The 24,114-nt window shown below is 60.2% G+C and carries 26 protein-coding genes; 16 read left to right on the forward strand and 10 right to left on the reverse strand.

Going from position 1 to position 24,114, the window contains the following annotated elements; all coding sequences use genetic code 11:
• The first annotated feature begins 128 nt into the window (after positions 1 to 128).
• Positions 129 to 320, forward strand: a complete 192-nt coding sequence (locus AvAM_RS17285; protein WP_137748220.1) for a heavy-metal-associated domain-containing protein — start codon at positions 129 to 131, stop codon at positions 318 to 320.
• Between the two features lie 101 nt (positions 321 to 421).
• Positions 422 to 982 carry a Cu(I)-responsive transcriptional regulator gene (gene cueR / locus AvAM_RS17290; protein WP_307722881.1) on the forward strand — a complete coding sequence of 187 codons (561 nt, stop codon included), beginning with the start codon at positions 422 to 424 and terminating at the stop codon, positions 980 to 982.
• Positions 983 to 1,369: 387 nt separating this feature from the next.
• On the opposite strand, the gene AvAM_RS17295 is transcribed toward cueR, so the two are convergent.
• The 6 genes from AvAM_RS17295 to AvAM_RS17320 form a co-directional block, all read right to left on the reverse strand.
• Positions 1,370 to 1,663, reverse strand: a complete 294-nt coding sequence (locus AvAM_RS17295; protein ID WP_137748221.1) for a hypothetical protein — start codon at positions 1,661 to 1,663, stop codon at positions 1,370 to 1,372.
• Positions 1,664 to 1,725: 62 nt separating this feature from the next.
• Positions 1,726 to 2,064 carry a copper-binding protein gene (locus tag AvAM_RS17300; RefSeq protein WP_137748222.1) on the reverse strand — a complete coding sequence of 113 codons (339 nt, stop codon included), beginning with the start codon at positions 2,062 to 2,064 and terminating at the stop codon, positions 1,726 to 1,728.
• 42 nt (positions 2,065 to 2,106) lie between these two features.
• On the reverse strand, positions 2,107 to 2,610 hold the full coding sequence (locus AvAM_RS17305; RefSeq protein ID WP_137748223.1) for a plastocyanin/azurin family copper-binding protein: 504 nt from the start codon (positions 2,608 to 2,610) through the stop codon (positions 2,107 to 2,109).
• Positions 2,611 to 2,645: 35 nt separating this feature from the next.
• Complete coding sequence (locus AvAM_RS17310) at positions 2,646 to 4,058, reverse strand: multicopper oxidase family protein (protein ID WP_137748224.1); 1,413 nt, start codon at positions 4,056 to 4,058, stop codon at positions 2,646 to 2,648.
• A gap of 17 nt (positions 4,059 to 4,075) precedes the next feature.
• Positions 4,076 to 5,509: a TolC family protein gene (locus AvAM_RS17315; protein ID WP_137748225.1), complete on the reverse strand. Its 1,434-nt coding sequence runs from the start codon at positions 5,507 to 5,509 to the stop codon at positions 4,076 to 4,078.
• Entirely contained in the window at positions 5,506 to 5,823 is a 318-nt protein-coding gene (locus AvAM_RS17320) for a hypothetical protein (RefSeq protein WP_137748226.1), read from the reverse strand. The genes AvAM_RS17315 and AvAM_RS17320 overlap by 4 nt, the downstream gene beginning before the upstream one ends.
• Before the next feature lie 148 nt (positions 5,824 to 5,971).
• Here AvAM_RS17320 and AvAM_RS17325 point away from each other — a divergent pair, with 148 nt between their 5' ends.
• The 4 genes from AvAM_RS17325 (at position 5,972) to AvAM_RS17340 (ending at position 10,099) form a co-directional block, all read left to right on the forward strand.
• Positions 5,972 to 6,652: a heavy metal response regulator transcription factor gene (locus tag AvAM_RS17325; RefSeq protein WP_137748227.1), complete on the forward strand. Its 681-nt coding sequence runs from the start codon at positions 5,972 to 5,974 to the stop codon at positions 6,650 to 6,652.
• A 2-nt stretch (positions 6,653 to 6,654) separates the two neighbouring features.
• Positions 6,655 to 8,034 (forward strand): heavy metal sensor histidine kinase, encoded by a 1,380-nt coding sequence (locus tag AvAM_RS17330; RefSeq protein ID WP_137748228.1) that lies wholly within the window; start codon positions 6,655 to 6,657, stop codon positions 8,032 to 8,034.
• Between the two features lie 18 nt (positions 8,035 to 8,052).
• Positions 8,053 to 9,315 carry a type II restriction endonuclease gene (locus tag AvAM_RS17335; RefSeq protein ID WP_137748229.1) on the forward strand — a complete coding sequence of 421 codons (1,263 nt, stop codon included), beginning with the start codon at positions 8,053 to 8,055 and terminating at the stop codon, positions 9,313 to 9,315.
• A 163-nt stretch (positions 9,316 to 9,478) separates the two neighbouring features.
• Positions 9,479 to 10,099, forward strand: coding sequence for a class I SAM-dependent methyltransferase (locus AvAM_RS17340; protein ID WP_137748230.1), 621 nt, complete (start codon positions 9,479 to 9,481; stop codon positions 10,097 to 10,099).
• Positions 10,100 to 10,218: 119 nt separating this feature from the next.
• Here the strand turns inward: AvAM_RS17340 and AvAM_RS17345 are convergent, their stop codons facing one another.
• Both AvAM_RS17345 and AvAM_RS17350 read right to left on the reverse strand, forming a co-directional pair.
• Positions 10,219 to 10,743 (reverse strand): DUF4148 domain-containing protein, encoded by a 525-nt coding sequence (locus AvAM_RS17345; RefSeq protein WP_137748231.1) that lies wholly within the window; start codon positions 10,741 to 10,743, stop codon positions 10,219 to 10,221.
• A gap of 96 nt (positions 10,744 to 10,839) precedes the next feature.
• Positions 10,840 to 11,211: a hypothetical protein gene (locus tag AvAM_RS17350; RefSeq protein ID WP_137748232.1), complete on the reverse strand. Its 372-nt coding sequence runs from the start codon at positions 11,209 to 11,211 to the stop codon at positions 10,840 to 10,842.
• A gap of 356 nt (positions 11,212 to 11,567) precedes the next feature.
• Here AvAM_RS17350 and AvAM_RS17355 point away from each other — a divergent pair, with 356 nt between their 5' ends.
• From AvAM_RS17355 to arsH, 4 genes are all read left to right on the forward strand, one after another.
• Positions 11,568 to 11,891, forward strand: a complete 324-nt coding sequence (locus AvAM_RS17355; RefSeq protein ID WP_137748233.1) for a helix-turn-helix transcriptional regulator — start codon at positions 11,568 to 11,570, stop codon at positions 11,889 to 11,891.
• Positions 11,892 to 11,983: 92 nt separating this feature from the next.
• Positions 11,984 to 12,490: an arsenate reductase ArsC gene (locus AvAM_RS17360; RefSeq protein WP_137748234.1), complete on the forward strand. Its 507-nt coding sequence runs from the start codon at positions 11,984 to 11,986 to the stop codon at positions 12,488 to 12,490.
• Positions 12,491 to 12,498: 8 nt separating this feature from the next.
• Positions 12,499 to 13,545 (forward strand): ACR3 family arsenite efflux transporter, encoded by a 1,047-nt coding sequence (gene arsB / locus AvAM_RS17365; protein WP_212742282.1) that lies wholly within the window; start codon positions 12,499 to 12,501, stop codon positions 13,543 to 13,545.
• Positions 13,520 to 14,233 carry an arsenical resistance protein ArsH gene (arsH, locus tag AvAM_RS17370; protein WP_137748235.1) on the forward strand — a complete coding sequence of 238 codons (714 nt, stop codon included), beginning with the start codon at positions 13,520 to 13,522 and terminating at the stop codon, positions 14,231 to 14,233. The genes arsB and arsH overlap by 26 nt, the downstream gene beginning before the upstream one ends.
• 364 nt (positions 14,234 to 14,597) lie before the next feature.
• Here arsH and AvAM_RS17375 read toward each other — a convergent pair whose 3' ends face one another.
• Both AvAM_RS17375 and AvAM_RS17380 read right to left on the reverse strand, forming a co-directional pair.
• Entirely contained in the window at positions 14,598 to 15,455 is an 858-nt protein-coding gene (locus AvAM_RS17375) for a universal stress protein (RefSeq protein ID WP_137748236.1), read from the reverse strand.
• An 11-nt stretch (positions 15,456 to 15,466) separates the two neighbouring features.
• Positions 15,467 to 16,945: a SulP family inorganic anion transporter gene (locus tag AvAM_RS17380; protein ID WP_137748237.1), complete on the reverse strand. Its 1,479-nt coding sequence runs from the start codon at positions 16,943 to 16,945 to the stop codon at positions 15,467 to 15,469.
• Positions 16,946 to 17,589: 644 nt separating this feature from the next.
• Between AvAM_RS17380 and AvAM_RS17385 the strand changes: the two genes are divergently transcribed.
• The 6 genes from AvAM_RS17385 to AvAM_RS17410 all read left to right on the forward strand — a co-directional run.
• Complete coding sequence (locus AvAM_RS17385; RefSeq protein ID WP_137748244.1) at positions 17,590 to 17,748, forward strand: DUF2933 domain-containing protein; 159 nt, start codon at positions 17,590 to 17,592, stop codon at positions 17,746 to 17,748.
• Between the two features lie 39 nt (positions 17,749 to 17,787).
• Positions 17,788 to 20,151: a heavy metal translocating P-type ATPase gene (locus tag AvAM_RS17390; protein ID WP_271463218.1), complete on the forward strand. Its 2,364-nt coding sequence runs from the start codon at positions 17,788 to 17,790 to the stop codon at positions 20,149 to 20,151.
• Between the two features lie 69 nt (positions 20,152 to 20,220).
• Positions 20,221 to 20,676 carry a hypothetical protein gene (locus AvAM_RS17395; protein WP_137748238.1) on the forward strand — a complete coding sequence of 152 codons (456 nt, stop codon included), beginning with the start codon at positions 20,221 to 20,223 and terminating at the stop codon, positions 20,674 to 20,676.
• 196 nt (positions 20,677 to 20,872) lie between these two features.
• Entirely contained in the window at positions 20,873 to 22,075 is a 1,203-nt protein-coding gene (locus AvAM_RS17400) for a TolC family protein (protein ID WP_249368206.1), read from the forward strand.
• A gap of 12 nt (positions 22,076 to 22,087) precedes the next feature.
• Positions 22,088 to 23,623 carry an efflux RND transporter periplasmic adaptor subunit gene (locus tag AvAM_RS17405; protein WP_137748240.1) on the forward strand — a complete coding sequence of 512 codons (1,536 nt, stop codon included), beginning with the start codon at positions 22,088 to 22,090 and terminating at the stop codon, positions 23,621 to 23,623.
• Positions 23,620 to 24,114 (forward strand): efflux RND transporter permease subunit (locus AvAM_RS17410; RefSeq protein WP_137748241.1); only part of this gene is annotated, 495 nt, incomplete at its 3' end. The genes AvAM_RS17405 and AvAM_RS17410, both read left to right, overlap by 4 nt.

Consider the following 24,114-nt stretch of genomic DNA (forward strand, 5'->3'; position numbering starts at 1 on the left):
CAGGGTTGACACGATGGGAGACGCAAGCGAGGCGGCGCTCCTGATTGGATATCTATCTGGTCACTTGACCTTGCCCCAGTGGCAGACCGGAGACTGAAAGCCTCTTAACTTTTTCCAAGAGGTGAAAAATGCATGAATTCCAACTCCCCGACATGACCTGCGGACACTGCGCGGGGATGGTGAGCCAGACGCTTCAGATGACAGACCCTGAATGCAAAGTGCAGGTGGACATGTCCAAACGCATGGTCATTGTGCAAAGTGCGGAAGATCGCAAGACACTGGTCGAGGCACTGACCGAAGCTGGATATCCGCCCGCCTGATCTAGGCTTTACAGACGCCAATATTCAGAGCGCTTGACATTGACACGGTGGTAAGGACGAAAGTCCTTGCTACCGTGTTATTCCTTTGCACAGGAGCATCCATGACCACACTCATGAACATCGGCGATGCAGCCAAGGCGGCAGGCGTATCGGCCAAGATGATCCGCCACTACGAGCAAACAGGTTTGTTGCCGGAAGCCGAACGCAGCGAGGCCGGCTATCGAAAATACGGTGAACGTGAAGTCTCGGTACTGCGCTTCATCCGGCAGTCGCGCCGCCTCGGCTTCTCCATGCCCCAGATTGCAGAGCTGATTGGCCAATGGGGCGACACCCACCGCACCAGTCGTCAGGTGAAAGCGATTGCCGAGCGCCATCTGGCAGATCTGGAGGAAAAGCTACGGGAAATTGTCGAGATGAAATCGGCTTTGGAGCAGTTGGTTTCTGTGTGCGCAGGCGACGATCATGCCCATTGCGCGATCCTGGAAACCCTCGCTGCGGACAGTCCCTCTGCCCCCAAGCACAGTGCGAGCTTTGTCAAACCGAAGCGTCGCGGTGCCAAGGCCACCCCCGCTCACTCTGAGGTAGCCAACAAGCCGACAACCAGTCATTTGGATCTCATGACATGGATGCGCGGCGTACATGTGCATCGAGGCGCGCACTGACCTGGATAGCCAGGAGCCGTCCACATGAAGCGGCTGCTGCAGGCGGCCGTGCTTGGGCGGCCGCCTATAGGAGTCATGATTTTCTGTGCTCCTTCCCCTGCGCTTGTGCCCGGGAGTTCGCGTGACGCGGGGACTATTGAGACAGCCGCAGTAGAGGTTTGATCCATCAACACAGAGTTACCTTCGCAAAATTTCCCTTGGAACGAAAAAGCCGACTTGCGTCGGCTTTTTTCCTCGCGCTTCAGGTGATCCAGCCACAAAGCCATCGCGACTGGTTTTGCGTTGTGTGCATAGCACGCTAGCCACGGGACCGGCGATAGCCCAGCTGTGTGGATCCGGCGTTGATCAATCCCACCGGACCAAACAAAGAGGGCATACCCATGCTTGTCACTTGGGCGTAGAACCCGGAGTGGCTTCCTTGTGGGGCATGGCTTCGCGTGCGGCAGCCTTCTCCTGCCCGCGCGATTCGGCCTTGTTGGTTGTCGCCACACCGGAACCTTCACCACGGGCGGTGCTTCCATCGTTGGCACGCTTGACCGGCACGGCTGGGCGAGCCTTCTTGTGATCTTCACCATGGGCCTGGGCCTTGGAGTTGGTGTATGGCGTGGCTTCCTGGGTGTCGCCAGCTGCGAACGCAGAGGATGCGGCGGTCAGGGCGAGGGTAACAAGAAGAGTTTTCATGATTTTTCCTTTGTGAATTGATGGATGAACTGATAACGGTCCGATCGCGGGGCGCGAGCCGCTTACTTGGCAGGTTCGATGGCGGTGACCACCATCTTCCCGTTCTCGCTCACCACCATGAACTGGATCTTGTCACCGACCTTCGCCTTGTCGAGCAAGGCCTTGTCCTTGGCGGCGAACACCATGGTCATGCCAGGCATTTCCAGGTGTTTGATGTCCCCATGCTTGATGGTGATCTTGCCCGCATCCTTGTCGATCTTGCGCACTTCACCATCGGTCATGGATGCCGCAGCAGCAGCGGATTTGCTGGGCTCAGGGGTAGCCTGGGCCATACTGGTCACAGGAACCAGCGTCGCCAGCGACAGCAGCGCTGCAGCCAGAAATTGGTTAGCTTGTTTCATCTCTGAGACTCCTTTGCTTGTGGTTGGCAGCAATCCTGCGGATTACTTCTTGGAGACCTTGACCTGGCCTTTCATGCCAGCGTCGTAGTGGCCTGGGTACAGGCAGGCGAAATTCACATCGCCAGCCTTGGTGAACTGCCAGATGATTTCGCCTTGCTTGCCAGGAGCCAGGGAGATCTTGCTGGGTTCGTCGTGCTCCATCTCTGGGAACTTCTTCATCGTCTCGTAGTGCTCCTTCAGTTCTGCTTCGGTGCCGAGACTGAACTCGTGCTTCACCTGGCCAGAGTTCTTGATCACGAACTTGATGGTCTCGCCTTCTTTGACGGAAATCGCTGCGGGCGTGAAGCGCATGGTGTCGGCCATGTCCACATTGATGGTTCGGCTGACCTTGCCTGCTTTGCCTGGCTGACCAATGGCGGATTCAGCGCTGCCATGGCCACGGGCGCCACCGCCATCATGGCCACCACCATGGTTGCCACCAGCAAAGCTGTTGAAGGACAGGGCCACCACAGCGGAAGCTGCGATCAGGGAAAAAGTGCGTTTCATAGGTACCTCGGGTTGTGAATCGAAAAACGGAGCGATCAGTGACCGCTATGGGAAGAAGGCTTCTTGGCTTTGACGACCGTGTCTGAACTGGCCTTGTCTTTGCGCGGCATGGACTGGCCACCTTCGGACTTGAAGCGGGCGGGCTCGGCCATCGGACCGGTGTACTCGTAGGCAACCGTCCCATGTGGCGGCTTGTACCAACCTGGATTCTTGTAGTCGCCAGGCTTCTGGTCCCGGCGCACCTTGACGACGCTGAACATGCCGCCCATCTCGACCGAGCCGTAGGGACCTTCGCCAGTCATCATCGGGATGGTGTTGTCCGGAATAGGCATTTCCATTTCGGTCATGTCCGCCATCCCGCGCTCGCCCATCACCATGTAGTCGGGAATGAGGTTGTTGATCTTCTTGGCCACGCCCCGGTGGTCCACGCCGATCATGGTGGGGATGTCATGCCCCATGGCGTTCATGGTGTGGTGGCTCTTGTGGCAGTGGAAGGCCCAGTCGCCTTCCTCATCGGCCAGGAATTCAATCTGCCTCATCTGGCCCACCGCCACGTCCGTGGTGACCTCGTAGAGCCGTGTGCTCTTGGGGGTCGGTCCGCCATCGGTGCCCGTCACCAAGAACTCGTGGCCATGCAAGTGCATGGGGTGATTGGTCATGGTGAGATTCCCGATGCGAATGCGCACCTTGTCGTTCAACCGAACATTCAAGGAATCAATGCCAGGAAAGATACGGCTGTTCCAGGTCCAGAGGTTGAAGTTCAGCATTTCTGCAACTTTGGGTGTCGCAGCGCCTGGCTCAATGTCATAGGAGCTGAGCAAGAAGCAGAAATCGCGCTGAACTTCATCGATCAGGGGGTGCTTGGCCTTAGGGTGTGTCACCCAAAAGCCCATCATGCCCATGGCCATTTGCGTCATTTCGTCGGCGTGAGGGTGGTACATGAACGTACCGGGTCGGCGTGCAACGAATTCGTAGACGAAGGTTTTCCCGGGCTGGATTGCGGGCTGATTCAGGCCTGCCACACCATCCATGCCATTGGGCAGGCGCTGTCCATGCCAGTGGATGCTGGTGTGTTCCGGCAGCTTGTTGGTCACATAGATGCGCACCCGATCACCTTCGACCACCTCGATGGTGGGGCCTGGGCTTTGACCGTTGTATCCCCACAGGTGGGCCTTGAAACCGGGGGCCATTTCGCGCACCACGGGTTCGGCCACGAGATGGAACTCCTTGACGCCCTGGTTCATGCGCCAGGGCAGCGTCCAACCATTGAGTGTGACCACGGGGTTGTAAGGGCGGCCAGAGTTGGGAACCAGGGGCGCCATGGTGTCGGCGCTGCCCTGGAAAATGGGCTCTGGCAAAGCCGCCATCGCGACTCGGCTCACACTTGCGGCAGCGACAGCTCCTCCGGCAATGCCTGCAAAGCGGAAAAAATCTCTTCTTGAATTCATGTTGATTTCCTTGGGGATCAGTGACCAGCACCAGCTTCGGCAGCAGCGGCGGCGCCGCCCGAGACTCCGGCACTTGTGGGCTTGCCAATCAGGGAGGCTTGCAAGGCAGCGTCCGCCAGCCAGAACTGCTGTTCGGCATTCAGCGCCGCCATCACGGAATTGACCTGATCTCGGGCGTCGGCGAGCAGCTCAAAGACACTGATCAACATGCCGTTGTAGCGAAGCTGGTTTTCTTCGGAGATGGTCTTGCGCAGGGGGATCACTTCCTCGCGATGGTGGCGGGCGATGTCATAGGCCGTACGGTAGGCTGAGTAGCTCTCCCGCAAATTGGATCCAGCCGCGCGAGCGGTGGCCTCCAAGCGATTGGCCGCAGCCAGGGTCTGGCCATTCATCGCATTGCGGCGCATGCCGCCCCAGTCGAAAATAGGCAGCTGCAGGCTGATCTCAAAGCCGCGCCGTGTTGAGTGCGTGTTTTCTGCCGCATCAAAGACAGAATCACGCCGTACCCCCAGTTCGATGTCAGTGAACGTGGTGACCGTGTTCCACCCCTGTGCCCGCGCGGCAGCGTCGTACTCTGCCTTCGCAATTTGCAGATCCAGACGGCCCTTGGAAGCTTGGCGGCCCGCGTCGGCAGCAGACAGCGGCTCTGTGGGCAAAGCTGGCAGGCGCTGTGGCAGCTTGAGCATTTGGGCCTGTGCGTCGTCCAAGCCCAGCAGACGAACCAGTTCCTCTCGGCTCGCCGTCACCTGGTGCTGGGCGCTGGCCAATTGGGTGGCGGTATCCGCATAGAACGCTTGCTGCCGCGCACGGTCGAGCTTGTTGAAGTTTCCGACCGCCTGCATGCGCTTGGCCAACTCTGCACTGGCTTGGGCACTGGCGACCACTTGCTGTGTGTAGGTCAGTGTCTGCTGCGCCGCGACAGCACGGACCCAGGCCTGTCGTACCTGCGTGACCTGATCGACCACATCGCTGCTTAGACGCAGCTGGGTTTGCTTGATGCGTTCTTCTGCCAAACCCTTGCGCGTTGGAAGGGTCAACAGATCCAGCAGTCCGAACGACAAGAGTCTGCCGATTTCCGTCTCACTTCCCAGGCGCACACGCTCCAGACTGAGAATGGGATTGGCAATCCGACCGGACTGGGCTGCAGTCGAGGCATCCGCCCAGTTCTGGGCCACGATGGCCTGCATGGATGGGCTGTTGACCAAGGCGAGTTGAACGGCGTCCTTCTGGCTGAGGGGTTTGCTCAGTAGCTCCGAGGCGCGCTGACGCAAGGCGTCACGTTCGGCTTGGTCCCTTGCGAGCGTGAGTTTGCCGTCGGTGAAACCACTTGTCGCGGTGTTGGCGTTGGAAAGGTTTTGTTCCAGGTTCACGCTGGCACAGCCAGACAGAACGGCCACCGTGGCGACAGCCAAAACGATTTTGGTAGAGGGCATACGCAGCTTGCGGTTCATTGCTTGCCCCCATGGTGTGCATCATGACCGGCGGCAGACGGCTCCTGCCCGGACGCAGGAGCTGCCTGGCGCATTTCCTTGGCATAGGCACGCCATCCGCCGATTTCGCCCACCTTGTCGTTGGCTTGCCGCCAAGACTGCACCTTTTGCTCCTGGTAGGGCTCATAGCTCGTGAACGCTGATCGGTAGGACAGCTGATAGTCCGGCTTTGCCATTTCAGGCGCCGCCGATTGCGCGAAGCCCAGGGAAGGAGCCAGTAGCGCGACCGCCAGAAGTTGGGTTGATTTAGGTCGTGAAGTCCAAGGATTTTTCATAGGTGCCCCATGCGTTTCTTGATGTAGGGCATTCTGTGCGGACCTTGCTTCCGCCGAAATAACATGTTGATTACATCTTTGTTATGTTGAAGAAAGGAAAGTGATCTGCGGGCACACTTGCCGCCACACCTGAGTCAAGGAGAGTCCCGTGAAGATATTGATCGTCGAAGATGAGATCAAAACCGGCGAGTACCTGCGCCAAGGATTTCGGGAGGCGGGGTTCAACGCGGATTTGGTCCGCACCGGCGTGGATGGCCTTCACATGGCCCAGGAAGGCGACCATGACCTGATCATCCTGGATGTGATGCTCCCAGGAATGGATGGATGGCAAGTGCTCAAGAGCTTGCGCCGCAGTGGGCAGGAAATGCCGGTGCTGTTTTTGACCGCCAAGGACCAAGTAGACGACCGCATCAAAGGCCTGGAGCTGGGCGCCGATGACTATCTGGTCAAGCCATTCTCATTTGCAGAGTTGCTTGCTCGCGTGAGGACCATCCTGCGGCGCGGGCGCAATGGCTCGGAGGTGACGGTGCTGCAGGTCGGCGATCTAGAACTGGATTTGCTGCGCCGACGCATCAGCCGCTCGGGCAAGCGCATCGACCTCACGGCCAAGGAGTTTGGATTGTTGGAATTGCTCATGCGTCGCCAGGGGGAGATCTTGCCCCGCTCTCTGATTGCCTCCCAGGTATGGGGCATGAACTTTGACAGCGATTCCAACGTGGTCGAGGTAGCGATGCGACGCCTTCGCGCAAAAATCGACGATGCCTATGACACCAAGCTCATCCAGACAGTGCGCGGCATGGGATACGTGCTTGAAGCGCCCGAGGTGTAAGAGTGATCCACCGGTATTCGCTGACCACCCGGTTGACGGTTTTTTTTACCCTTGCGTCTGCTTTCGTCCTGGTGGGACTGGGCGTTTTGGTCGCCATCTCCATTGACCGCCATTTTGTAGAACTTGACCGCGATGCATTGCGGGACAAGATTCACCTGACCCGCGAAGTGATAGGCAAATCCACGTCTCCTCAGGATCTCAAAACCCGCCTGGATGACGTTCTGCACAGCCACGAAGGGCTTTTTGTCAATGTCCTTCGCGGCCAAGAGTCCATCTACTCAACGCCTGATTTCCAGTTCCCGAGCAACATGCTTGAGTTGACTTTGGGAGCCCGCCTGGGGGTTGCATCATGGCAAACCCCGAAGCACGAATACCGAGGAATGGCCGAGTCCATTTCCATGCCAGAAACCTCGGAACAGCCGTTGCAGATTTGGGTGGCTCTGGATATTGCCCACCACAAACATTTCATGTACGGCCTGATTCAGGCACTGGTGGCCTATGTGGCCTTGGCGACGCTGGTAGCAGGAGCCCTGGGCTGGTGGGCCGCCAAAAACGGCTTGGCGCCTCTGAGGACCATGCGCACGCGCGCAATGGCCATCACGGCGCAACGGCTGGACGAGCGCATTCCCAGTCACGCATTTCCCATTGAGATGGCTGACCTTGCGACGACCCTGAATGAGATGCTCCGGCGCCTGAAAGGAGAATTTGACCGCCTGTCCGAGTTTTCCTCAGATTTGGCGCACGAGTTGCGCACCCCGATCAACAATTTGATGACGCAGACGCAAGTGACGCTCAGCCAGGCCCGGACTACGGCCGAGTACCAGGACATCCTCGCGTCCAATGCCGAGGAATACCAGCGCCTGGCACGCATGGTCGCGGACATGCTGTTTCTGGCCAAGGCCGACCATGGGCTCATCCTGCCCAGTACGGAGAGGATCGCCGTGCACGATGAGGCAAGTGCCCTGTTTGAGTTCTACGAAGCCCTGGCTGAAGAAAAGCAGGTGCACCTGAGGCTGTCTGGCGAAGGGGATGTCAGCGGAGACCGTTTGATGTTGCGCAGGGCGCTCAGCAATCTTCTGTCCAATGCCATTCGATACACCCCGCCCGGTGAGCAGATTGCCGTTGAGATTCAGGGTGATGTGCACGGAACCACGGTGAACGTGATCAACCGAGGGCCTTCCATCGACGCGCAGATGATCCCCAGGCTGTTTGACCGTTTTTTTCGGGCCGACAAGTCGCGCAAGCAACTGGACTCCGATGGTGCAGGTCTTGGGTTGTCCATTACCCAGGCCATCGTTCACGCGCATCGTGGTCGCATTTCCGTGAGTTCGATAAGCGGCACGACCTGTTTCTCGATGTATTTCCCCAGTACAAAATCGTAGGAAAGCTCCCGACAACAGATGCATGATCCACTTGCCGAACTCATCGATTGCTGGAAAGCGGATCCCGGCAGTACCTACAACACCTGGTTTCTTTGGGACCAGCGGATAAAGAACTTTCGCTCAATCCGCCGTGGGATTGCGCAGGTGGTGCTAGATATTCGCGCAGGGACTTTTGGCAACGCCTACCGAGGTTCCTCGCTGGAGACAGTGGTAGGGTCGGTTGCGGAGCAGCGCCAGATATTCAAAGGTGCGGACCACGCGTTTCTCTGGAAGCCCAAACTGCGCATCCCCGATATCTATGAGAACGCCAGCAACCAAAACGCCTTTGCTGATTTGCTTCACACCTGTGACCACTGCGATTGCGCGGAGGATGTAGTGGCGGCAATACAGCGTATAGACGCCATTGGCATCAAAGGCCTGGGCCCAGCTGTAGCGAACTTGCTGTACTTCATTCACCCCACGTTGGTGACCCCCTTCAACACTGCCATCGTCAATGGGTTCAATGTCGTCACAGGGGGGCGCGTGAAGCTTGGCCGCTGGGACCACTATCTCTCCATGCGTGAAGGCCTGCTGCGTCTGAATGAGCAATTCCGCCTGAAGCTCTCCAACGACCTGGGAGCGATAGCTGGACTCATGTTTGACGTTGGCGCTGGCCGATATACACCGCCGCCCGCCGCTATGGACGGTGCCGCTATCGACCTCTGGAGAGAAGATCTGGAGCGCGTGCGACAGGAGTCCGCTGCCATGCAAAAGGAATTGGCGCTGGCCCGCGAGGGCGACGCAACGCATACAGGCGTCCAGGCCTTGCTGCGGGATCTCGGAAAAGCCCTGGGGTTTGGTGTCTGGATTGCTTCCAACGACCGGGGGCGGGTGCATGGCAGCGGCCTGCTGGGAGATGGGTGCATGGACCAACTGCCCACCATGGCAGACGGTGGCCTGGAATCCGTGCGATTGATTGACGTAGTGTGGGTCGATGCCCACACCAGCCGCGTTGCCGCTGCGTTTGAGGTGGAGCACACCACGTCTATCTATTCAGGGATAGTGCGCATGCTCGACCTGGCTTTGGGAACCCCCGTTGCAGAAAAGTGCGCGTTGTTTCTGGTGGCCCCGGACAATCGCCGCGACAAGGTGGCGGAGCAACTTCAAAGACCAGCCTTCTCCCGCGTTTCGGAACTGGGGATTCGTTATCTTCCCTACAGTCAGCTAGAGCAGCACCATGCGTCTATGAGCCGCTTTGGCTCCAGCATCAAGCCACTGCTTGAGATTTCCCAACGGCTGTAGCCCGTCTGTTCGGCTAAAACAGCGCTCGTCCACGAGGTGCAAGGTCCCCGCCCTTGGCGACTGGCCTGCCTGGTGCTGCCAGCGAGATGATTTTGATGTTATGACCAGCTGCACAATCGGAGGGCTGGCGTTTCAGGCGGAAGTGTCCGCACAGGAGATTGGTATGCAGTCCAAGGATCATTGGGAGCAGGTCTACACGACAAAGGCCAGCTCCGGCGTAAGTTGGTTTCAGGAGCACGCGCGGCAATCGGTGGAACTGATTCAGCAAACGGGCGCCGCCCCTGACTCCAGCATCATTGATGTGGGCGGTGGTGCTTCGACCCTGGTGGACGATCTGCTCGACGGGGGGTACCGGAAGATCGCGGTCTTGGATTTATCAGCGGCGGCGCTGGCGGCATCGCAGTCACGTTTGGGGCATCTCGCCAGCAAGGTTTCCTGGCTGGCGGGCGACATCACAACACTTGAACTCCCTCGGCACGCCTACGATGTTTGGCATGACAGGGCAGTATTTCATTTCCTGACATCGCCAGAGGAGCGCAGGGCCTACGTCGATTCGGTCCTGCGCGCAGTCAAGCCTGGAGGGCACGTCATCGTGGCAACCTTTGCCGAGGACGGGCCACAGAAGTGCAGCGGTCTAGAGGTGATGCGCTACAGCGCGGATGGACTTCATGCAGAGTTTGGTGCTCCATTCACGCTTTTGAAGCAGGAGCGCGAAGAGCACCGCACGCCATTGGGAACGGTGCAGAAATTCACCTACTGCCTCTGCCGCAAAGAGCCAAACTGAGGCCTCACCCGCCACTGAGCGGGCTAGCGGTATCTTGCCGGACTCAGCTTGGCTTCAAGCATTGTGCTTCCGAGGCCAAGTGCTTTTCCTCGGGCCTCTGCAGTGGGCGGTAAGAGAGTTTAGAACTGTGGATCCTTGGCCGAAGCATCCAAGCTGGTCGCCACAGCGGCATGGTGTGCCGCGTGGTAGCGGTCTGGATAGATCTCGTTGAGTTTGCGGCCGTCTTCACCCACCGCTACAAGCTCACCTTCGCGAATGGCGCGTGCAAGTTCGCTTTTGACCTGATCGCGGGTCTTGTAAGACTTGGCTTCCACAACGGGGTAGCGCCGCGACATCAGTTGATTGAGCTTGGCACCTGACTCTCCCGCCGCGAGCATTTCGCCTGATCGAATTGCTTGCTCCAGTTCAGCTCGCACTTGCTCACGGGTTTTCATGGACGGCGCAGTAGCAGTTACCGGGTAAGCGCTGGGGTTGATTTGCTTGAGCGTCATGCCCGATTCGCCATAGGCAAGCATGTCGCCACTTTGCATGGCCTGTGCCAGCTCCGCCTGAACCTGCTGGCGCGTCTTGCTGATTGCCTGATCCGAGGCAAATGCAGGGGCTGCGATCAAGGAGAGGACGATGAGTGTGGATTGGATTTTCATGATGAACTTTCCTTCTTGAGAAATGATGGATTGGGTGTGTACAGCTGTATGCCAGTTCGTGGATAGGCATACAGCCGTGGTTCTTGTGAGAGGGGATCAGGGCAGTTGTCGGGCATCAACCCAGCCAGCCTCGCCGCCCATATCGCGCACACCGTCGCGACCCACGGGATTGCGCTTGGCCGACTGCAATTCATCCAGGACCTGTTGGCGGGTCTTCGTCAGCTTGGGGCCTGGGACGAGTGGATAAGTGGCGGGGTAGCCACGGCTGATCCAGTACAACGAGCCGTCCTTCTGAGCAGCGAGAACGGTGCTTTCAACGGACTGGCGGGTAACTGCGTTGCCAAGATGGTCGGGAGCCAGGCTCACGCCTTCTTCCTGGCTTGGGCTGGTGTGATACACCGACGTGGCGAAAGAAGCTGAGGCGGATGCAGCAAGGCTGGCGACGAGGATTGCGGTACGGACTTTCATGATGGTCTCCTGTGGCGCCGGATGCCCGATATGGTCCATCCAGGTGGCGTTTTGTGCGCCACGGAGAGAAGTCTATAAATCGCCCCCGAACAGGACGGTGACCTGCTGATTACTCTTTTGATACCTGCATACGCTGATGAAGGTTTCGGTTGCATTGCGCCCACTACCAGGCGACCAAGTGACCAATCCCGCACGCTGAGTTCGGTTATGACGTCCCGACTACGGCTTTAGGCCCAGCCAGGCGCTCGCACTGAAGCGCGGCACAGCCGTAGACAAGCCTTGATAGGGTCTCCCTCTAAAAAAGCTGATATTCGAGCATTCTTTCGATAATTCAACATTTATTGTATTATTGAGGAATGAATGAATCAGACGTAGTCCGCTCGCTCGCAGCCCTCGCGCAAGAGGTGCGCCTCCGGGTGTTTCGGGCACTCATCGTTGCAGGCCAGGAAGGCCTCACGCCTGGGGCAATCTCCGAGCAACTGGGGGTGGCCTCCAACACCCTGTCGTTTCACCTCAAAGAGTTGGCCCATGCTGGCCTGGTGAGCCAGGAGCGCCAAGGGCGCAACTTGGTGTACCGCGCCTCGTACCAGACCATGAACGATCTGCTGGCTTATCTGACAGAAAACTGTTGCCAGGGTGCGCCTTGCCTCACTGAAGAGGCTGCCTCCTGCCACTGCTGAGTGGTTCGCCATATGGCAATACATGACCCGAGCGCTGGTGCGCGCTCAGCCCCGATTCACCCATCTCACCACCATTGACCCTGGAGTTCACCATGAGCGAAACGCAACAACCCTTGAACGTTCTCTTTCTTTGCACCCACAACTCCGCGCGCAGCATCCTGGCCGAGGCCCTGCTGAATGACATGGGCTCGGGCCGGTTCAAGGCTTACTCCGCAGGCAGCAGCCCGCGCGACAACCAGCAACCCAACCCCCTGGGCCTGCAGGTGCTGCAGAACGCTGGCATTTCCATCGAAGGCCTGCGCAGCAAGAGCTGGGATGAGTTCGCCACGCCCGACGCGCCACAGATGGACCTGATCATCACGGTGTGCGACAACGCGGCTGGCGAGGTCTGCCCCATCTGGCCAGGCCACCCCGCCACAGCGCACTGGGGCTATGCCGACCCCAGCGAGGGCGACGGCACGGACGAGCAGAAACTTGAAGCCTTCCGCCAGACGCTGCACGCCATGAAGCGTCGGCTCGAACTGCTGGTGAGCCTTCCCGAAGACAAGCTGGCCAAGGCGGTGCTTCAGACCACCGCTCGCCAACTGGTCACAAACTGAGAAACGCGATGCAGAAATCCAGCATGAGCGTGTTCGAGCGCTACCTCACCGTTTGGGTGGTGCTGTGCATCGTGGTGGGGATCGGGTTGGGCCAGGTGTTTCCTGGCGCAGCACGCGCGATTGGTGCGTGGGAAGTCGCCCGCGTGAACATTCCGGTGGGCCTGCTCATCTGGGTGATGATCATTCCGATGTTGCTCAAGGTGGACTTTGCCGCCCTGGGCGAAGTGCGCAACCACATGCGCGGCATCGGGGTCACCTTGTTCGTGAACTGGCTGGTCAAGCCGTTCTCCATGGCTTTTTTGGGCTGGCTGTTCATACGCCAGTGGTTTGCCCCGTACCTGCCAGCTGACCAGATCGACAGCTACATCGCTGGCTTGATCCTACTGGCCGCAGCGCCGTGCACCGCCATGGTGTTCGTGTGGAGCCGCCTGACGGGGGGCGATCCCCTGTTCACGCTGTCCCAAGTGGCGTTGAACGACAGCATCATGATTGTGGCATTCGCGCCGCTCGTGGCTTTCCTATTGGGCCTGTCGGCAATCACAGTGCCATGGGATACCTTGCTCACCTCTGTGGTCCTGTACATCCTGATTCCAGTTGTGCTTGCCCAATGGTTGCGTCGCGCGCTTCTGTCACGAGGCCAAGCGGCGTTTGACGCTGCGCTGCATCGCATTGGTCCGTGGTCCATTGCTGCGCTGCTGCTCACGCTGGTGCTGCTGTTCGCGTTCCAGGGCGAGGCCATCCTGCAGCAGCCCCTGGTCATCGCATTGCTGGCGGTCCCCATCCTGATCCAGGTGTTCTTCAACTCCGCGCTGGCGTACTGGCTCAATCGTGCTGCCGGAGAAAAGCATGCGATTGCCTGCCCATCAGCATTGATCGGTGCTTCCAACTTCTTCGAGCTGGCCGTGGCGACAGCCATCAGCCTGTTCGGCTTTCATTCGGGTGCGGCACTGGCCACGGTGGTGGGCGTTCTCATCGAGGTACCGGTCATGCTGCTGGTGGTCAAAGTCGTGAACTCATCCAAGGACTGGTATGAATCCGGATCTTCCCAACGTTGATGCTGCGCTCTTGGAGCGAGCCGATCTTGAGCGGTTGGTACCCGCACAAAGCTCTACCCATGCCCCCCGCATCCTGTTGCTCTATGGCTCGGTGAGGGAGCGCTCCTACAGCCGATTGCTGACCGAAGAAGCCGCGCGACTGCTGCGCACCCTCGGTGCTGAAACCCGCATCTTCGATCCCCGTGGGCTGCCACTGCCGGACGCGGAGCCTGACAGCCATCCGAAGGTGGTGGAATTGCGAGAGCTTGCCCAATGGGCCGAGGGCATGGTCTGGACCTCCCCGGAACGCCACGGCGCGATGACAGGCATCTTGAAGATGCAGATCGACTGGATACCCCTGTCTGTGGGAGCAGTGCGGCCGACCCAAGGCAAGACGCTGGCGGTGATGGAGGTGTCGGGCGGCTCGCAGTCGTTCAATGCTGTCAACCAGATGCGGGTGCTGGGCCGATGGATGCGCATGATTACGATCCCCAACCAGTCGTCGGTGGCAAAAGCCTTTCTGGAGTTCGACGAAAGTGGCCGCATGAAGCCATCGAGCTACTACGAGCGCGTGGTGGATGTGATGGAGGAGCTGGTGAAGTTCACGCTGCTCACGCGCGACTGCGCTGACTACCTTGTGGACCGGTATAGCGAGCGTCGGGAGAGCGCCGAGGCGTTGTCTAAGCGAGTGAATCAGCGCAGCATTTGAATGGCCGTTATAGGGCTGGGTCCTTGCGTCGCAAGACGCCTGAATTTGTCAACCACCCCCGCAACTTTTGCTCGATGGCATGCCAATCAGCCATCAGGCATGGAAGCTCTCGCGTCGTTGGCATTGTCAATTCTCCGTCCAGTTGCAGCACCGCCTGTCCGAGCGCCCCATGCATACATTGCCGACCAAGGTTTGGGCGCTGCCTGCGGACCTGATCTACAGATTGTGATCTGTGGTGACGGTGTCCATCAAACGCACTCCCACCGTCCAGAATCGCCTTGGAGGGGGTTGACTCTGTACCCGCCGTCATTGTCCTGTGAAGGCGGGTACAAAGCGGCCGGAGCTTGTCGCCCCAGATGCTGCCTCAGCGGAGAACCAGGACCGGGACCCTACAGTGACGCAGTAGTGTTGTTGTGGTGCTGCCGATCACGAGATGGCGAATGCGCGAATGCCCATACGCCCCCATGACCAGTAGTCCTGCCGCTTGCGACTCCATCAAGAGCGGCAGAGCATGCTCGGGTTCCCCGGGGAGCAATGTCACCGTGGCTTCAAATCCTGAGGTTTCCAGAATTTCTTTGGCCGCGCGCAGTTGTTCGTGGGCTGCAGGTGTATCGGGTGCACACATCGCCACCAACGCAGGCAAGCCTTTGAGCATCGGGCTGCGGGCGACGGTTTCCAGCATTTTGGTTGCGGTAGCACTTCCATCAAATGCGATGACAAAACGCTCGGGCTCCACGAAGTGTTCGGACGTTGCCACTAGCACAGGTCGCTTGACCGCGCGGATCACCCGTTCAAGGTGGTGGTCCAGGTGCAGCTTCCCAGTGGTCTTGGCCTGGTAGTGCTCACCAAGTACGAACAGCCGCGCATCAGACTCCAATTCCACCACGGAGTCTACAAACTCCCCATGGCGCATCCGGCCCTCCACCTGTTGGACCCCGGCTGCCGTGGCGCGCGCCTGGGCGCTGGCCAGCATCTGACGCCCCGCTTCCTGGGCCAGCTTCCCCCGCTGGGCATCCAGATCACTCAGTTGCTGAAGCAGCATCTCTTGCGCGCCCAAGCCAATGGCTCCGCTGAAATCGGTAACGGCAGAGCTGCTGGGGTCGCGCTCTAGCACGTGCAGCAGCTCCAGCGGAACGCCCAGGCGGTTGGCGGACCATGCAGCCCAGTCAACCACAGCGGTGGTGGTCGTCAGGCCATCAATACAGGCATATACCTTGTTCATCGGGAGTCTCCTCAATGCATGAGTTGTTCAACAGCGCCAGGCTTGTCATGGATGGCAAAACGGTCCACCAGCGTGGCGCTCGCTTCGTCCATGCCGACCACCTCGACCTCGGTGCCCTCGCGGCGCAGCTTGAGCACGGCTTTGTCCAGGGCACTCACAGCGGTGATGTCCCAGAAATGCGCGCGGCTCACGTCAATGCGCACCCTTTGCACCACTTCCTTGAAGTCAAACGCGGCAAGGAACGCCTCGGACGAGGCAAAGAACACCTGGCCCACTACGCGGTAGACGCGGGTGTTGCCGCCGTCCTCACTCGCGCTGTCCACGCGCAGCACGCGGCCCACCTTGTGCGCAAAGAAGATGCCCGACAGCAGCACGCCCACGAACACTCCCTTGGCCAGGTCGTGCGTGGACACAGTGACAACCACGGTGGCGATCATCACGATGGACGAACTGGGCGGGTGCTCGCGCAGCTTGCGCACCGAGTCCCAGCTGAAGGTGCCGATACTCACCATGATCATCACAGCCACCAGCGCAGCCATGGGGATCTGGCTGACCCAGGGACCCAGAAACACCACCATGGTCAGCAGCAGCGTGCCCGCCGTCAGCGCCGACAGCCGCCCACGCCCGCCGGACTTCACGTTGATGACCGACTGCCCAATCATGGCGCAGCCCGCCATGCCGCCGATGAACCCCGTGGCAATGTTGGCAACCCCCTGTCCCATGCATTCACGGTTCTTGTTGCTGGGGGTGTCGGTCAGCTCGTCCACGATGGAGGCCGTCATCATTGATTCCAGCAAGCCCACTACGGCCAACGTAGCCGCGTAGGGGAAGATGATCTTCAAGGTTTCCAGGTTCAGCGGCACATCGGGCAGCAGAAACACCGGCAGACTGCTGGGCAGCTCGCCCATGTCGCCCACGGTGCGAATATCAAGACCCATGACCATCGAGATCGCGGTGAGCACTACGATGGTCACCAGCGGCGAAGGAATCGCCTTGGTGATGTATGGAAAACCGTAAATGATGGCCAGACCGGCAGCTGTCATGGCATACACCACCCAGCTCACGTTGGTCAGCTCGGGCAATTGCGCCATGAAGATCAGGATGGCCAGCGCGTTGACAAAGCCCGTGATCACCGACCGCGACACAAAACGCATCAGCGCGCCCAACTTGAGCACACCTGCCAGGATTTGCAGAACCCCGGTGAGCACCGTGGCCGCCAGCAGGTACTGCAAGCCGTGCTCCTTGACCAGAGTCACCATCACCAGTGCCATGGCGCCGGTGGCGGCAGAAATCATGCCGGGGCGCCCGCCCGCAAAGGCAATGATTACGCAGATGCTGAATGAGGCGTAGAGACCGACCTTGGGGTCCACCCCCGCAATGATGGAAAACGCGATGGCCTCGGGGATGAGCGCCAGCGCAACGACGATACCGGCGAGCAGATCGCCCCGGATGTTGGCAAACCATGTTTGCTTGAGAACTGAGAAATTCATAGGCATAGGAAACGCGACCAGCCAATGCTGATGCGTTCAAGATGGGAGGACTAGACAAGACTGCACCACTGAGGCTAGGTGCTAGGCTCAGAGGCGAGATGGTGAAACGAGGCGAGAACCCGCTAGTGCGGTGCCTGAAGAGGCGGGACTACGGCGGTGTCACCGAGCAGAAATACCCAAGCGGCAACTCACGGTTTGGCACGAAAACCGTAGCTTTGGAACACTTCTGGATAAGTTTTGACACCATCGGATTGTAGTCGGACGCTCCTTTTGCAACCTACTTCCTTCGCGGAGGTGCGCGCAGCCAATCATCGTCTCCGCCGTTCACGATCAACAGTCAAGTTGTTCGAAAGGCAGGACTGACTGTTAAACGGTTCCGGTATACGCAGATGTTGCCCGACATGCACGACAGATTGAATTCTTTCTGCAGTTGGGTCTAGGGATAGCGCATCCCTTGATTCAGGTCAACGACGACCGCCGCTCACGGTTGACATTCCCACCGTGTAAAGCCTTATCGTTTTCGCAAGGTTTACCAATCTTCTGCGTACCTTTTGGAGAACACCGTGAAGCATGGCCACATCACAGAGCATTCGAATACTACGACCCCCACTGGTAACGGCAAAAAGTTGATCGGAGCAGCGGTCATGCTTGGGCTGATCGGTGCATTCTTCCTGGTCAGAGAGCATTGGTCGCACATCGCAGGCTACTGGCCATATCTGCTCTTGCTGGCCTGCCCTTTGATGCACCTCTTCCACGGGCACGGAGGGCATGGAGCCCACGGTGATGATTCGAACAAAAAGTAGTCCCTACTGACTTGCAACACATCTACAGGGAGGCCATCCATGCCAACTGCATCGCCGCACGATCACGCAAGCCACGGACACCAGCATCATGAGGGCCATCACGGACATTCATCTGTGCCTGCGACAGGACTGAAAGATCCTGTTTGCGGGATGAATGTGACTGACCAGTCGCCTCACTCTGCAGAACACCAGGGAAAGCGCTACTACTTTTGCAGTACCAAATGCCACACCAAGTTTGTCGCGGCACCTGACAAGTACGCGCCCTCGGCCCTTGGCGAAGTCGCTGCGCAGCCCGAGGAAGCCCAGCCCGGCACCATTTACACCTGCCCAATGCACCCGGAGGTCCAACAGGACCATCCTGGAAACTGCCCTAAATGCGGCATGACATTGGAGCCCATGCTCCCCACTCTGGATGAGGGAGAAAACGCCGAGCTCGTGGATTTCCGGCATCGCTTCTGGTGGACGCTGCCCCTCACCGTCGTGGTCACTGTTCTGGCCATGGTGGGGCACCGGCTGCAGTGGTTCGAGATGGCGACACAGAGTTGGATTGAGCTGGTCCTCACGGTACCCATCGTCCTGTGGGCGGGCTGGCCCTTCTTCGTTCGCGGTGCGCAGTCGGTCGTGAACCGCAGTCCCAACATGTGGACGCTGATTGGTCTGGGGACGGGCGCAGCATTTGTCTACAGCGTGGTCGCTACCGTTGCGCCAGGGGTGTTTCCAGCCTCGTTCCAGGCCATGGGGCGCGTGGCGGTGTACTTCGAAGCTGCAGCCGTCATCATCTCGCTCACGCTCCTGGGCCAGATGCTGGAGCTGAAAGCACGCTCCCAGACCTCGGCCGCCATCAAATCGCTGTTGGGCCTGGCTCCCAAGACGGCGCGGCGCATCGACGCCAACGGCCAGGAAAGTGACGTCCCGTTGTCCCACGTCCATGTGGGTGACCTGCTGCGCGTGCGCCCCGGGGAAAAGGTCCCTGTCGATGGGGTCGTGGTCGAAGGGAGTAGCGCAGTGGATGAAGCCATGCTCACGGGAGAGCCTGTGCCCATTGTCAAAGGGCCGGGGGATGCCGTCATCGGAGCCACGCTCAATACCAACGGAGCGCTCGTGATCCGGTCCGAGCGGGTGGGCTCCGCCACCATGCTGTCACAGATCGTTCAGATGGTTGCCCAGGCACAGCGCTCCCGGGCTCCCATGCAGCGCATGGCCGACCAGGTGGCGGGTTACTTCGTGATGGCCGTGGTGGGTATCGCGTTGCTCACACTCTTCGCGTGGGGCCTGTTCGGACCGGAGCCACGTTGGGTCTATGGCCTCGTCAACGCCGTGGCCGTGCTGATCATCGCGTGTCCCTGTGCGTTGGGCTTGGCTACGCCTATGTCCATCATGGTGGCCACCGGCCGGGGTGCAACCAGTGGTGTTCTGTTCAGGGATGCCGCCGCCATAGAAAACCTGCGCAAGGTGGACACGCTGATTGTGGACAAAACAGGCACGCTGACCGAAGGCAAGCCCTCCTTCGAGCGTGTAGTGGCCATGCCCGGTCAGTCGGAGGATGAGGTTCTGCGCCTGGCGGCCAGCCTGGACCAAGGCAGCGAGCACCCGCTGGCCGACGCCATTGTCCAGGCGGCCCGCGCCAAGGGGTTGGCCCTGGACAAGCCCGAGGACTTCGAGTCCGGGTCGGGCATCGGGGTACGCGGACGGGTCGCCGGGCGCCAGATCGCCCTGGGAAACACGGTCCTTATGGAGCAGGTGGGCGTTTCTGCGGATCCGCTGCTTGCGCAGGCCGAGGCCTTGCGCGCCACAGGCGCCAGCGTGATGTACCTGGCGGCCGATGGCCAGCTTCAAGGCCTGCTGGCGGTCTCCGATGCCATCAAGGCCAGCACACCCGAAGCGCTGGCAACCCTCCATGCGGCGGGACTGCGGATTGTCATGGCCACGGGCGACGGCATGACCACCGCCCAGGCCGTGGGCGCCAAGCTGGGCATTGACGAAGTGCATGGCGAAGTCAAACCTGCAGACAAGCTGGCGCTGGTGTCGCGGTTGCAGGCCGAAGGCCGCGTTGTCGCCATGGCGGGGGACGGGATCAACGACGCACCCGCCCTGGCCAAGGCGGATGTGGGGATCGCGATGGGTACTGGCACCGATGTGGCGATGAACAGCGCACAGGTCACCTTGGTCAAGGGCGATCTGCGAGGTATTTCCACTGCTCGGGAATTGTCGGAGGCAACGGTGGGAAACATGAAACAGAACCTGATGTTTGCCTTCCTCTACAACGCGCTGGGCATCCCGATCGCCGCAGGGCTGCTGTATCCCTTCACTGGATGGCTGCTGTCGCCAATGATTGCGGCCCTGGCGATGAGCCTGAGTTCAGCGTCGGTGATCGCCAACGCCCTGCGGCTTCGCCAAAGTTGAACTGACAAGCTGACCGCAGATTTGATCTAGGTTAAGCCCGCAACCCCGACTCTGGTTACCATTCGCACCATGACTTCCGCCAGGAACACCGTATTGCGCCGAGGACGCTGGATTTCCAGCATCCTGGTCGCGGCGTTGCTCCTGATGCAAGTGGCACTGGCAGCCTACGCGTGCCCGAAGCTGGACTCCGCAGTTCATGCGGTGTCGATGCAAAAGGCGGGCATGGCCATGGAGAGCGCTGTCGGCATGCCCTCCATGCCGGAATGCCACGCCATGGCAGGGACGATGGATGAACAGGATCCGCAGCTTTGCCGCGCCCACTGCGATGGCGACAGCCTGTCTTCGCCGACGCTTCAGGGCCTTGATCTCCAGGCCATCGCGGCGCATGCCGTCTGGATCGCCTATGTGCTTCCTGCAGTGCTCGATTCAGAGCGCCACATCGACGCTCGGGCTGTCTATTCCGAGTTGGACAGTCGAGCGGGCTCGCCGCCCATTTATCTGACGCACCAGGTCTTCCGGAATTGATCGTGCACGGTGTGCGCGCTGCCCTGTGGCATGCGCGCATTTGATTTCGTGCCCTTTCATTTCGAGGACCATCATGCCCATCATCTCCCGTGGCGCTCCCGTCGAGCGCCTCTCTGCGCAATCGCGCATTCATTCCGCAATCCCGCACATCCGTGGGCGCAGCGCCCGCCATCTGCCTCTGGGCGCTTTGTGGTTCATGCTGGCAGGCATCGGCTTTGCAGGAAATCAGGCCCACGCCCTGGGTTTTGCCGAGGCCCTGAACTTGGCAGAGCAGCACAGCCCTCGTATCACTGCCCAGCGGCTGCAAATTGACGCCGCCAGCAGCACCCGAAAATCGGCAGGAACACTGCCGGATCCCAAGCTGTCGGTCGGTATCGAGAACTTCCCCATCAGCGGCATGGACCGCTTCAGCCTCACCCGCGAGTCCATGACCATGCAGCGCCTGGCGCTGATGCAGGAGGTGCCCAACCGCGCCAAACGAGATGCCCAGATTGCCAGTGCCGAGGCCAAGGTGGAACGCGAGCGCGCGGCCCTGGGTGTCCAGCGCCTGCAGATCCGCCAAGAGTTGAGCCAGGCGTGGATCATGGCCCAGGCCATTGAACAGCGCGACCAGGTGCTCACCGATCTCTTGGCTCAGAACCAGCTGCTACAGGACAGCCTTCCAGCCCGCATTGCGGGCGGCACGGCCCAGGCTGCGGACCTGCTGATGGCCAGGCAGGAGGCGCTGGCGCTGTCGGATCGAAGGGATGACCTGCAGCGGGATCGGACCAAAGCCCGCTCCATGCTTCGCCGTTGGGTGGGCGCTCGTGCTGACGAAGTGCTGCAGGGAACTCCCGGGCCGCTGAGCCGCCCTTTGGATCAGCTGCGCTCGGAGGTACACCGCCACGCGGAACTTGCGCAGTACCCGGCCATGCAGGCGATGGCCTTAGCGGAAACGCGCGAAGCCCAGGCAGAAACCAAGGGTGATTGGTCCTGGGAAGTCGCCTACAGCCGCCGCGACCGCCGCTGGGGCGACATGGTGTCCTTCCAGGTGACCTTTGATCTTCCCTGGCAACAGGAGCGGCGCCAGGCACCTCAGATAAAGGCCAAGCAACTGGAGTTGCAGCGTCTGGAAGCTGAGCAGGAAGACGTGACCCACAGGCACCTACAGGAGCTGGAGGACAACGCGTCCGAGCTGACGGCACTGCAGAGCCAGATCGAGCGCCTGCAATCGACAGGCATCGGCCTGGCGCAGGACCGCGCCCAGCTGGCGCTGACCAACTATCAGAGTGCCAAGGGGGATCTGAGTGCCGTGCTCGCAGCGCGGGCCCAAGTGCTGGAGACACGCTGGCGCCTGATTGAGCTGCAGACACAGCGCGACGCATTGATCGCCCGCCTCAACAGCCTGATCGCCGACTGATCGGAGAACAACATGACCAATAACGCTTTCAAGAAAACCGCAGTTGCCTTGGCCCTGCTGGCAGCAGGCATCGCCCTTGGGTGGGGCATTTCTCAGTGGGCAACAAAGGATGGCCATGCACCGGGAGCTGGACCGGCTGCTGCCGAAACAGCAAAGGCCGACCGCAAAGTGCTGTACTGGTACGACCCCATGGTGCCGACGCAAAAGTTCGACAAGCCAGGCAAATCTCCCTATATGGATATGGCTCTGGTCCCCAAGTACGCGGATGAGGATACGCAACCGGGCACGGGTTTGAACGTGTCCTCTCAGGCCGTGCAAGCCCTGGGCCTGCGCACAGCCTTGGTGGAGCAGCGTGAGATTGGCACAGACGTGGACGTTTTGGGCACCGTTCAGCTCAACGACCGGGATGTGAGCATCGTCCAGGCCCGTTCGTCGGGGTTCGTGGAGCGGGTCTATGCGCGCGCTCCGGGCGACGTGGTGGCCGCAGGCGCGCCATTGGCCGATCTGCTGCTGCCCGATTGGGTGTCTGCGCAGCGCGAGTTCCTCGCTGTCCGGGCGCTTAAGGACGAATCGCTGACGGCAGCAGCGCGCCAGCGGCTGTTGTTGCTGGGAATGCCAGCATCGCTCGTGGCCCAGGTGGAACGCAGTGGAGAACCCCAGGGCCGATACACCGTGACCTTCCCACAGGCAGGAATGGTGGCCGAACTGATGGTGCGCCAGGGCATGACAGTATCTGTAGGTGCCAGTCTGGTGCGGGTGAATGGCCTGTCCACCGTCTGGATCGAAGCAGCGGTTCCAGAGGCACAGAGCGGCCCTCTACAACTGGGGCAGGATGCCCAGGTGCGCCTGGCAGCATTTCCCGGAGAGACCCTCAAAGCCCGGGTCGTCAGCATCTTGCCCGAGGCCAACCGAGACACTCGCACAGTGCGTGTACGCCTGGAGCTGCCCAACACCGCCCAGCGACTGAAAGCCGGTATGTCCGGGCAGATTGCCCTGGCGGGACGCACGCAGCCCGCGTTGCTGGTTCCCAGCGAAGCCGTGATCCGTACTGGCAAGCGGGCGGTGGTTTATGTGGTGGAAGGTCCTGGCAGGTACCAACCCGTGCAGGTGCAACTTGGCCCAGAGATTGAGGATCGCCTCGTCGTGCAAGGCGGGTTGACCGCAGGGCAGCAGGTGGTGGCCTCCGCGCAATTCCTGATCGACTCGGAAGCCAGCCTGCGGGGGGTACTGCCGACCCTGTCTGGAGCCGGTGGCGCCGAAGCCGCTGCCAAGACTGGTGCTTCGGCCCCTGTCGTGCCTGGGGCTTCCGCTGCGCCAGTGCCGAAGAGCTTCACGGTGCGGGGGGTGGTTGACGAGGTGACACAGACCGAACTGACGCTCACACATGAGGCTGTCCCCGAGCTGAAATGGCCCGGAATGACCATGCCCTTCAAATTGGCCAACCCCGCGCTGGCAAAGAACCTCAAGCCTGAACAGCAGGTACGTTTCACCTTCCAGCAACAAGGCAAGGACTTCGTGATCACCGCCGTGGAAGGAGTCAAGCCATGATCGCCCGATTGATACGCTGGTCGGTGGCGAACCGGTTCCTGGTTCTGCTGGCCACCGTGATGCTCACAGCCTGGGGCGTGTGGGGCGTGCGCAGCACCCCCGTGGATGCGCTGCCCGATCTCTCGGACGTGCAGGTCATCATCCGCACCAGTTACCCGGGCCAGGCGCCGCAGATCGTCGAGAACCAGGTGACCTACCCGCTGGCGACCACCATGCTGTCGGTGCCGGGCGCGAAGACGGTGCGGGGCTTCTCGTTCTTTGGCGACTCGTTCGTCTACATCCTGTTCGAGGACGGCACGGACCTGTACTGGGCGCGTTCTCGCGTGCTGGAGTACATGAACCAGGTGCAGGGGCGGCTACCCGCCACGGCCAAATCGTCACTCGGCCCCGACGCCACCGGGGTCGGCTGGATCTACCAATATGCGCTGGTGGACCGCACCGGAAAGAACGACCTGGCCCAGCTGCGGGCCCTGCAGGACTGGTTTCTGAAG

The organism is Acidovorax sp. NB1 (assembly GCF_005405905.1).
Classification (GTDB): Bacteria; Pseudomonadota; Gammaproteobacteria; order Burkholderiales; family Burkholderiaceae_C; genus Acidovorax.

Coding starts and splice junctions, on each gene's coding strand:
- AvAM_RS17285 (WP_137748220.1), top strand. CDS start 129: ATGCATGAATTCCAACTCCCCGACATGACCTGCGGACACTGCGCGGGG.
- cueR (WP_307722881.1), top strand. CDS start 422: ATGACCACACTCATGAACATCGGCGATGCAGCCAAGGCGGCAGGCGTA.
- AvAM_RS17295 (WP_137748221.1), bottom strand. CDS start 1,663: ATGAAAACTCTTCTTGTTACCCTCGCCCTGACCGCCGCATCCTCTGCG.
- AvAM_RS17300 (WP_137748222.1), bottom strand. CDS start 2,064: ATGAAACAAGCTAACCAATTTCTGGCTGCAGCGCTGCTGTCGCTGGCG.
- AvAM_RS17305 (WP_137748223.1), bottom strand. CDS start 2,610: ATGAAACGCACTTTTTCCCTGATCGCAGCTTCCGCTGTGGTGGCCCTG.
- AvAM_RS17310 (WP_137748224.1), bottom strand. CDS start 4,058: ATGAATTCAAGAAGAGATTTTTTCCGCTTTGCAGGCATTGCCGGAGGA.
- AvAM_RS17315 (WP_137748225.1), bottom strand. CDS start 5,509: ATGAACCGCAAGCTGCGTATGCCCTCTACCAAAATCGTTTTGGCTGTC.
- AvAM_RS17320 (WP_137748226.1), bottom strand. CDS start 5,823: ATGAAAAATCCTTGGACTTCACGACCTAAATCAACCCAACTTCTGGCG.
- AvAM_RS17335 (WP_137748229.1), top strand. CDS start 8,053: ATGCATGATCCACTTGCCGAACTCATCGATTGCTGGAAAGCGGATCCC.
- AvAM_RS17340 (WP_137748230.1), top strand. CDS start 9,479: ATGCAGTCCAAGGATCATTGGGAGCAGGTCTACACGACAAAGGCCAGC.
- AvAM_RS17345 (WP_137748231.1), bottom strand. CDS start 10,743: ATGAAAATCCAATCCACACTCATCGTCCTCTCCTTGATCGCAGCCCCT.
- AvAM_RS17350 (WP_137748232.1), bottom strand. CDS start 11,211: ATGAAAGTCCGTACCGCAATCCTCGTCGCCAGCCTTGCTGCATCCGCC.
- AvAM_RS17355 (WP_137748233.1), top strand. CDS start 11,568: ATGAATGAATCAGACGTAGTCCGCTCGCTCGCAGCCCTCGCGCAAGAG.
- AvAM_RS17360 (WP_137748234.1), top strand. CDS start 11,984: ATGAGCGAAACGCAACAACCCTTGAACGTTCTCTTTCTTTGCACCCAC.
- arsB (WP_212742282.1), top strand. CDS start 12,499: ATGCAGAAATCCAGCATGAGCGTGTTCGAGCGCTACCTCACCGTTTGG.
- arsH (WP_137748235.1), top strand. CDS start 13,520: ATGAATCCGGATCTTCCCAACGTTGATGCTGCGCTCTTGGAGCGAGCC.
- AvAM_RS17375 (WP_137748236.1), bottom strand. CDS start 15,455: ATGAACAAGGTATATGCCTGTATTGATGGCCTGACGACCACCACCGCT.
- AvAM_RS17380 (WP_137748237.1), bottom strand. CDS start 16,945: ATGAATTTCTCAGTTCTCAAGCAAACATGGTTTGCCAACATCCGGGGC.
- AvAM_RS17385 (WP_137748244.1), top strand. CDS start 17,590: ATGCTTGGGCTGATCGGTGCATTCTTCCTGGTCAGAGAGCATTGGTCG.
- AvAM_RS17390 (WP_271463218.1), top strand. CDS start 17,788: ATGCCAACTGCATCGCCGCACGATCACGCAAGCCACGGACACCAGCAT.
- AvAM_RS17395 (WP_137748238.1), top strand. CDS start 20,221: ATGACTTCCGCCAGGAACACCGTATTGCGCCGAGGACGCTGGATTTCC.
- AvAM_RS17400 (WP_249368206.1), top strand. CDS start 20,873: ATGCTGGCAGGCATCGGCTTTGCAGGAAATCAGGCCCACGCCCTGGGT.
- AvAM_RS17405 (WP_137748240.1), top strand. CDS start 22,088: ATGACCAATAACGCTTTCAAGAAAACCGCAGTTGCCTTGGCCCTGCTG.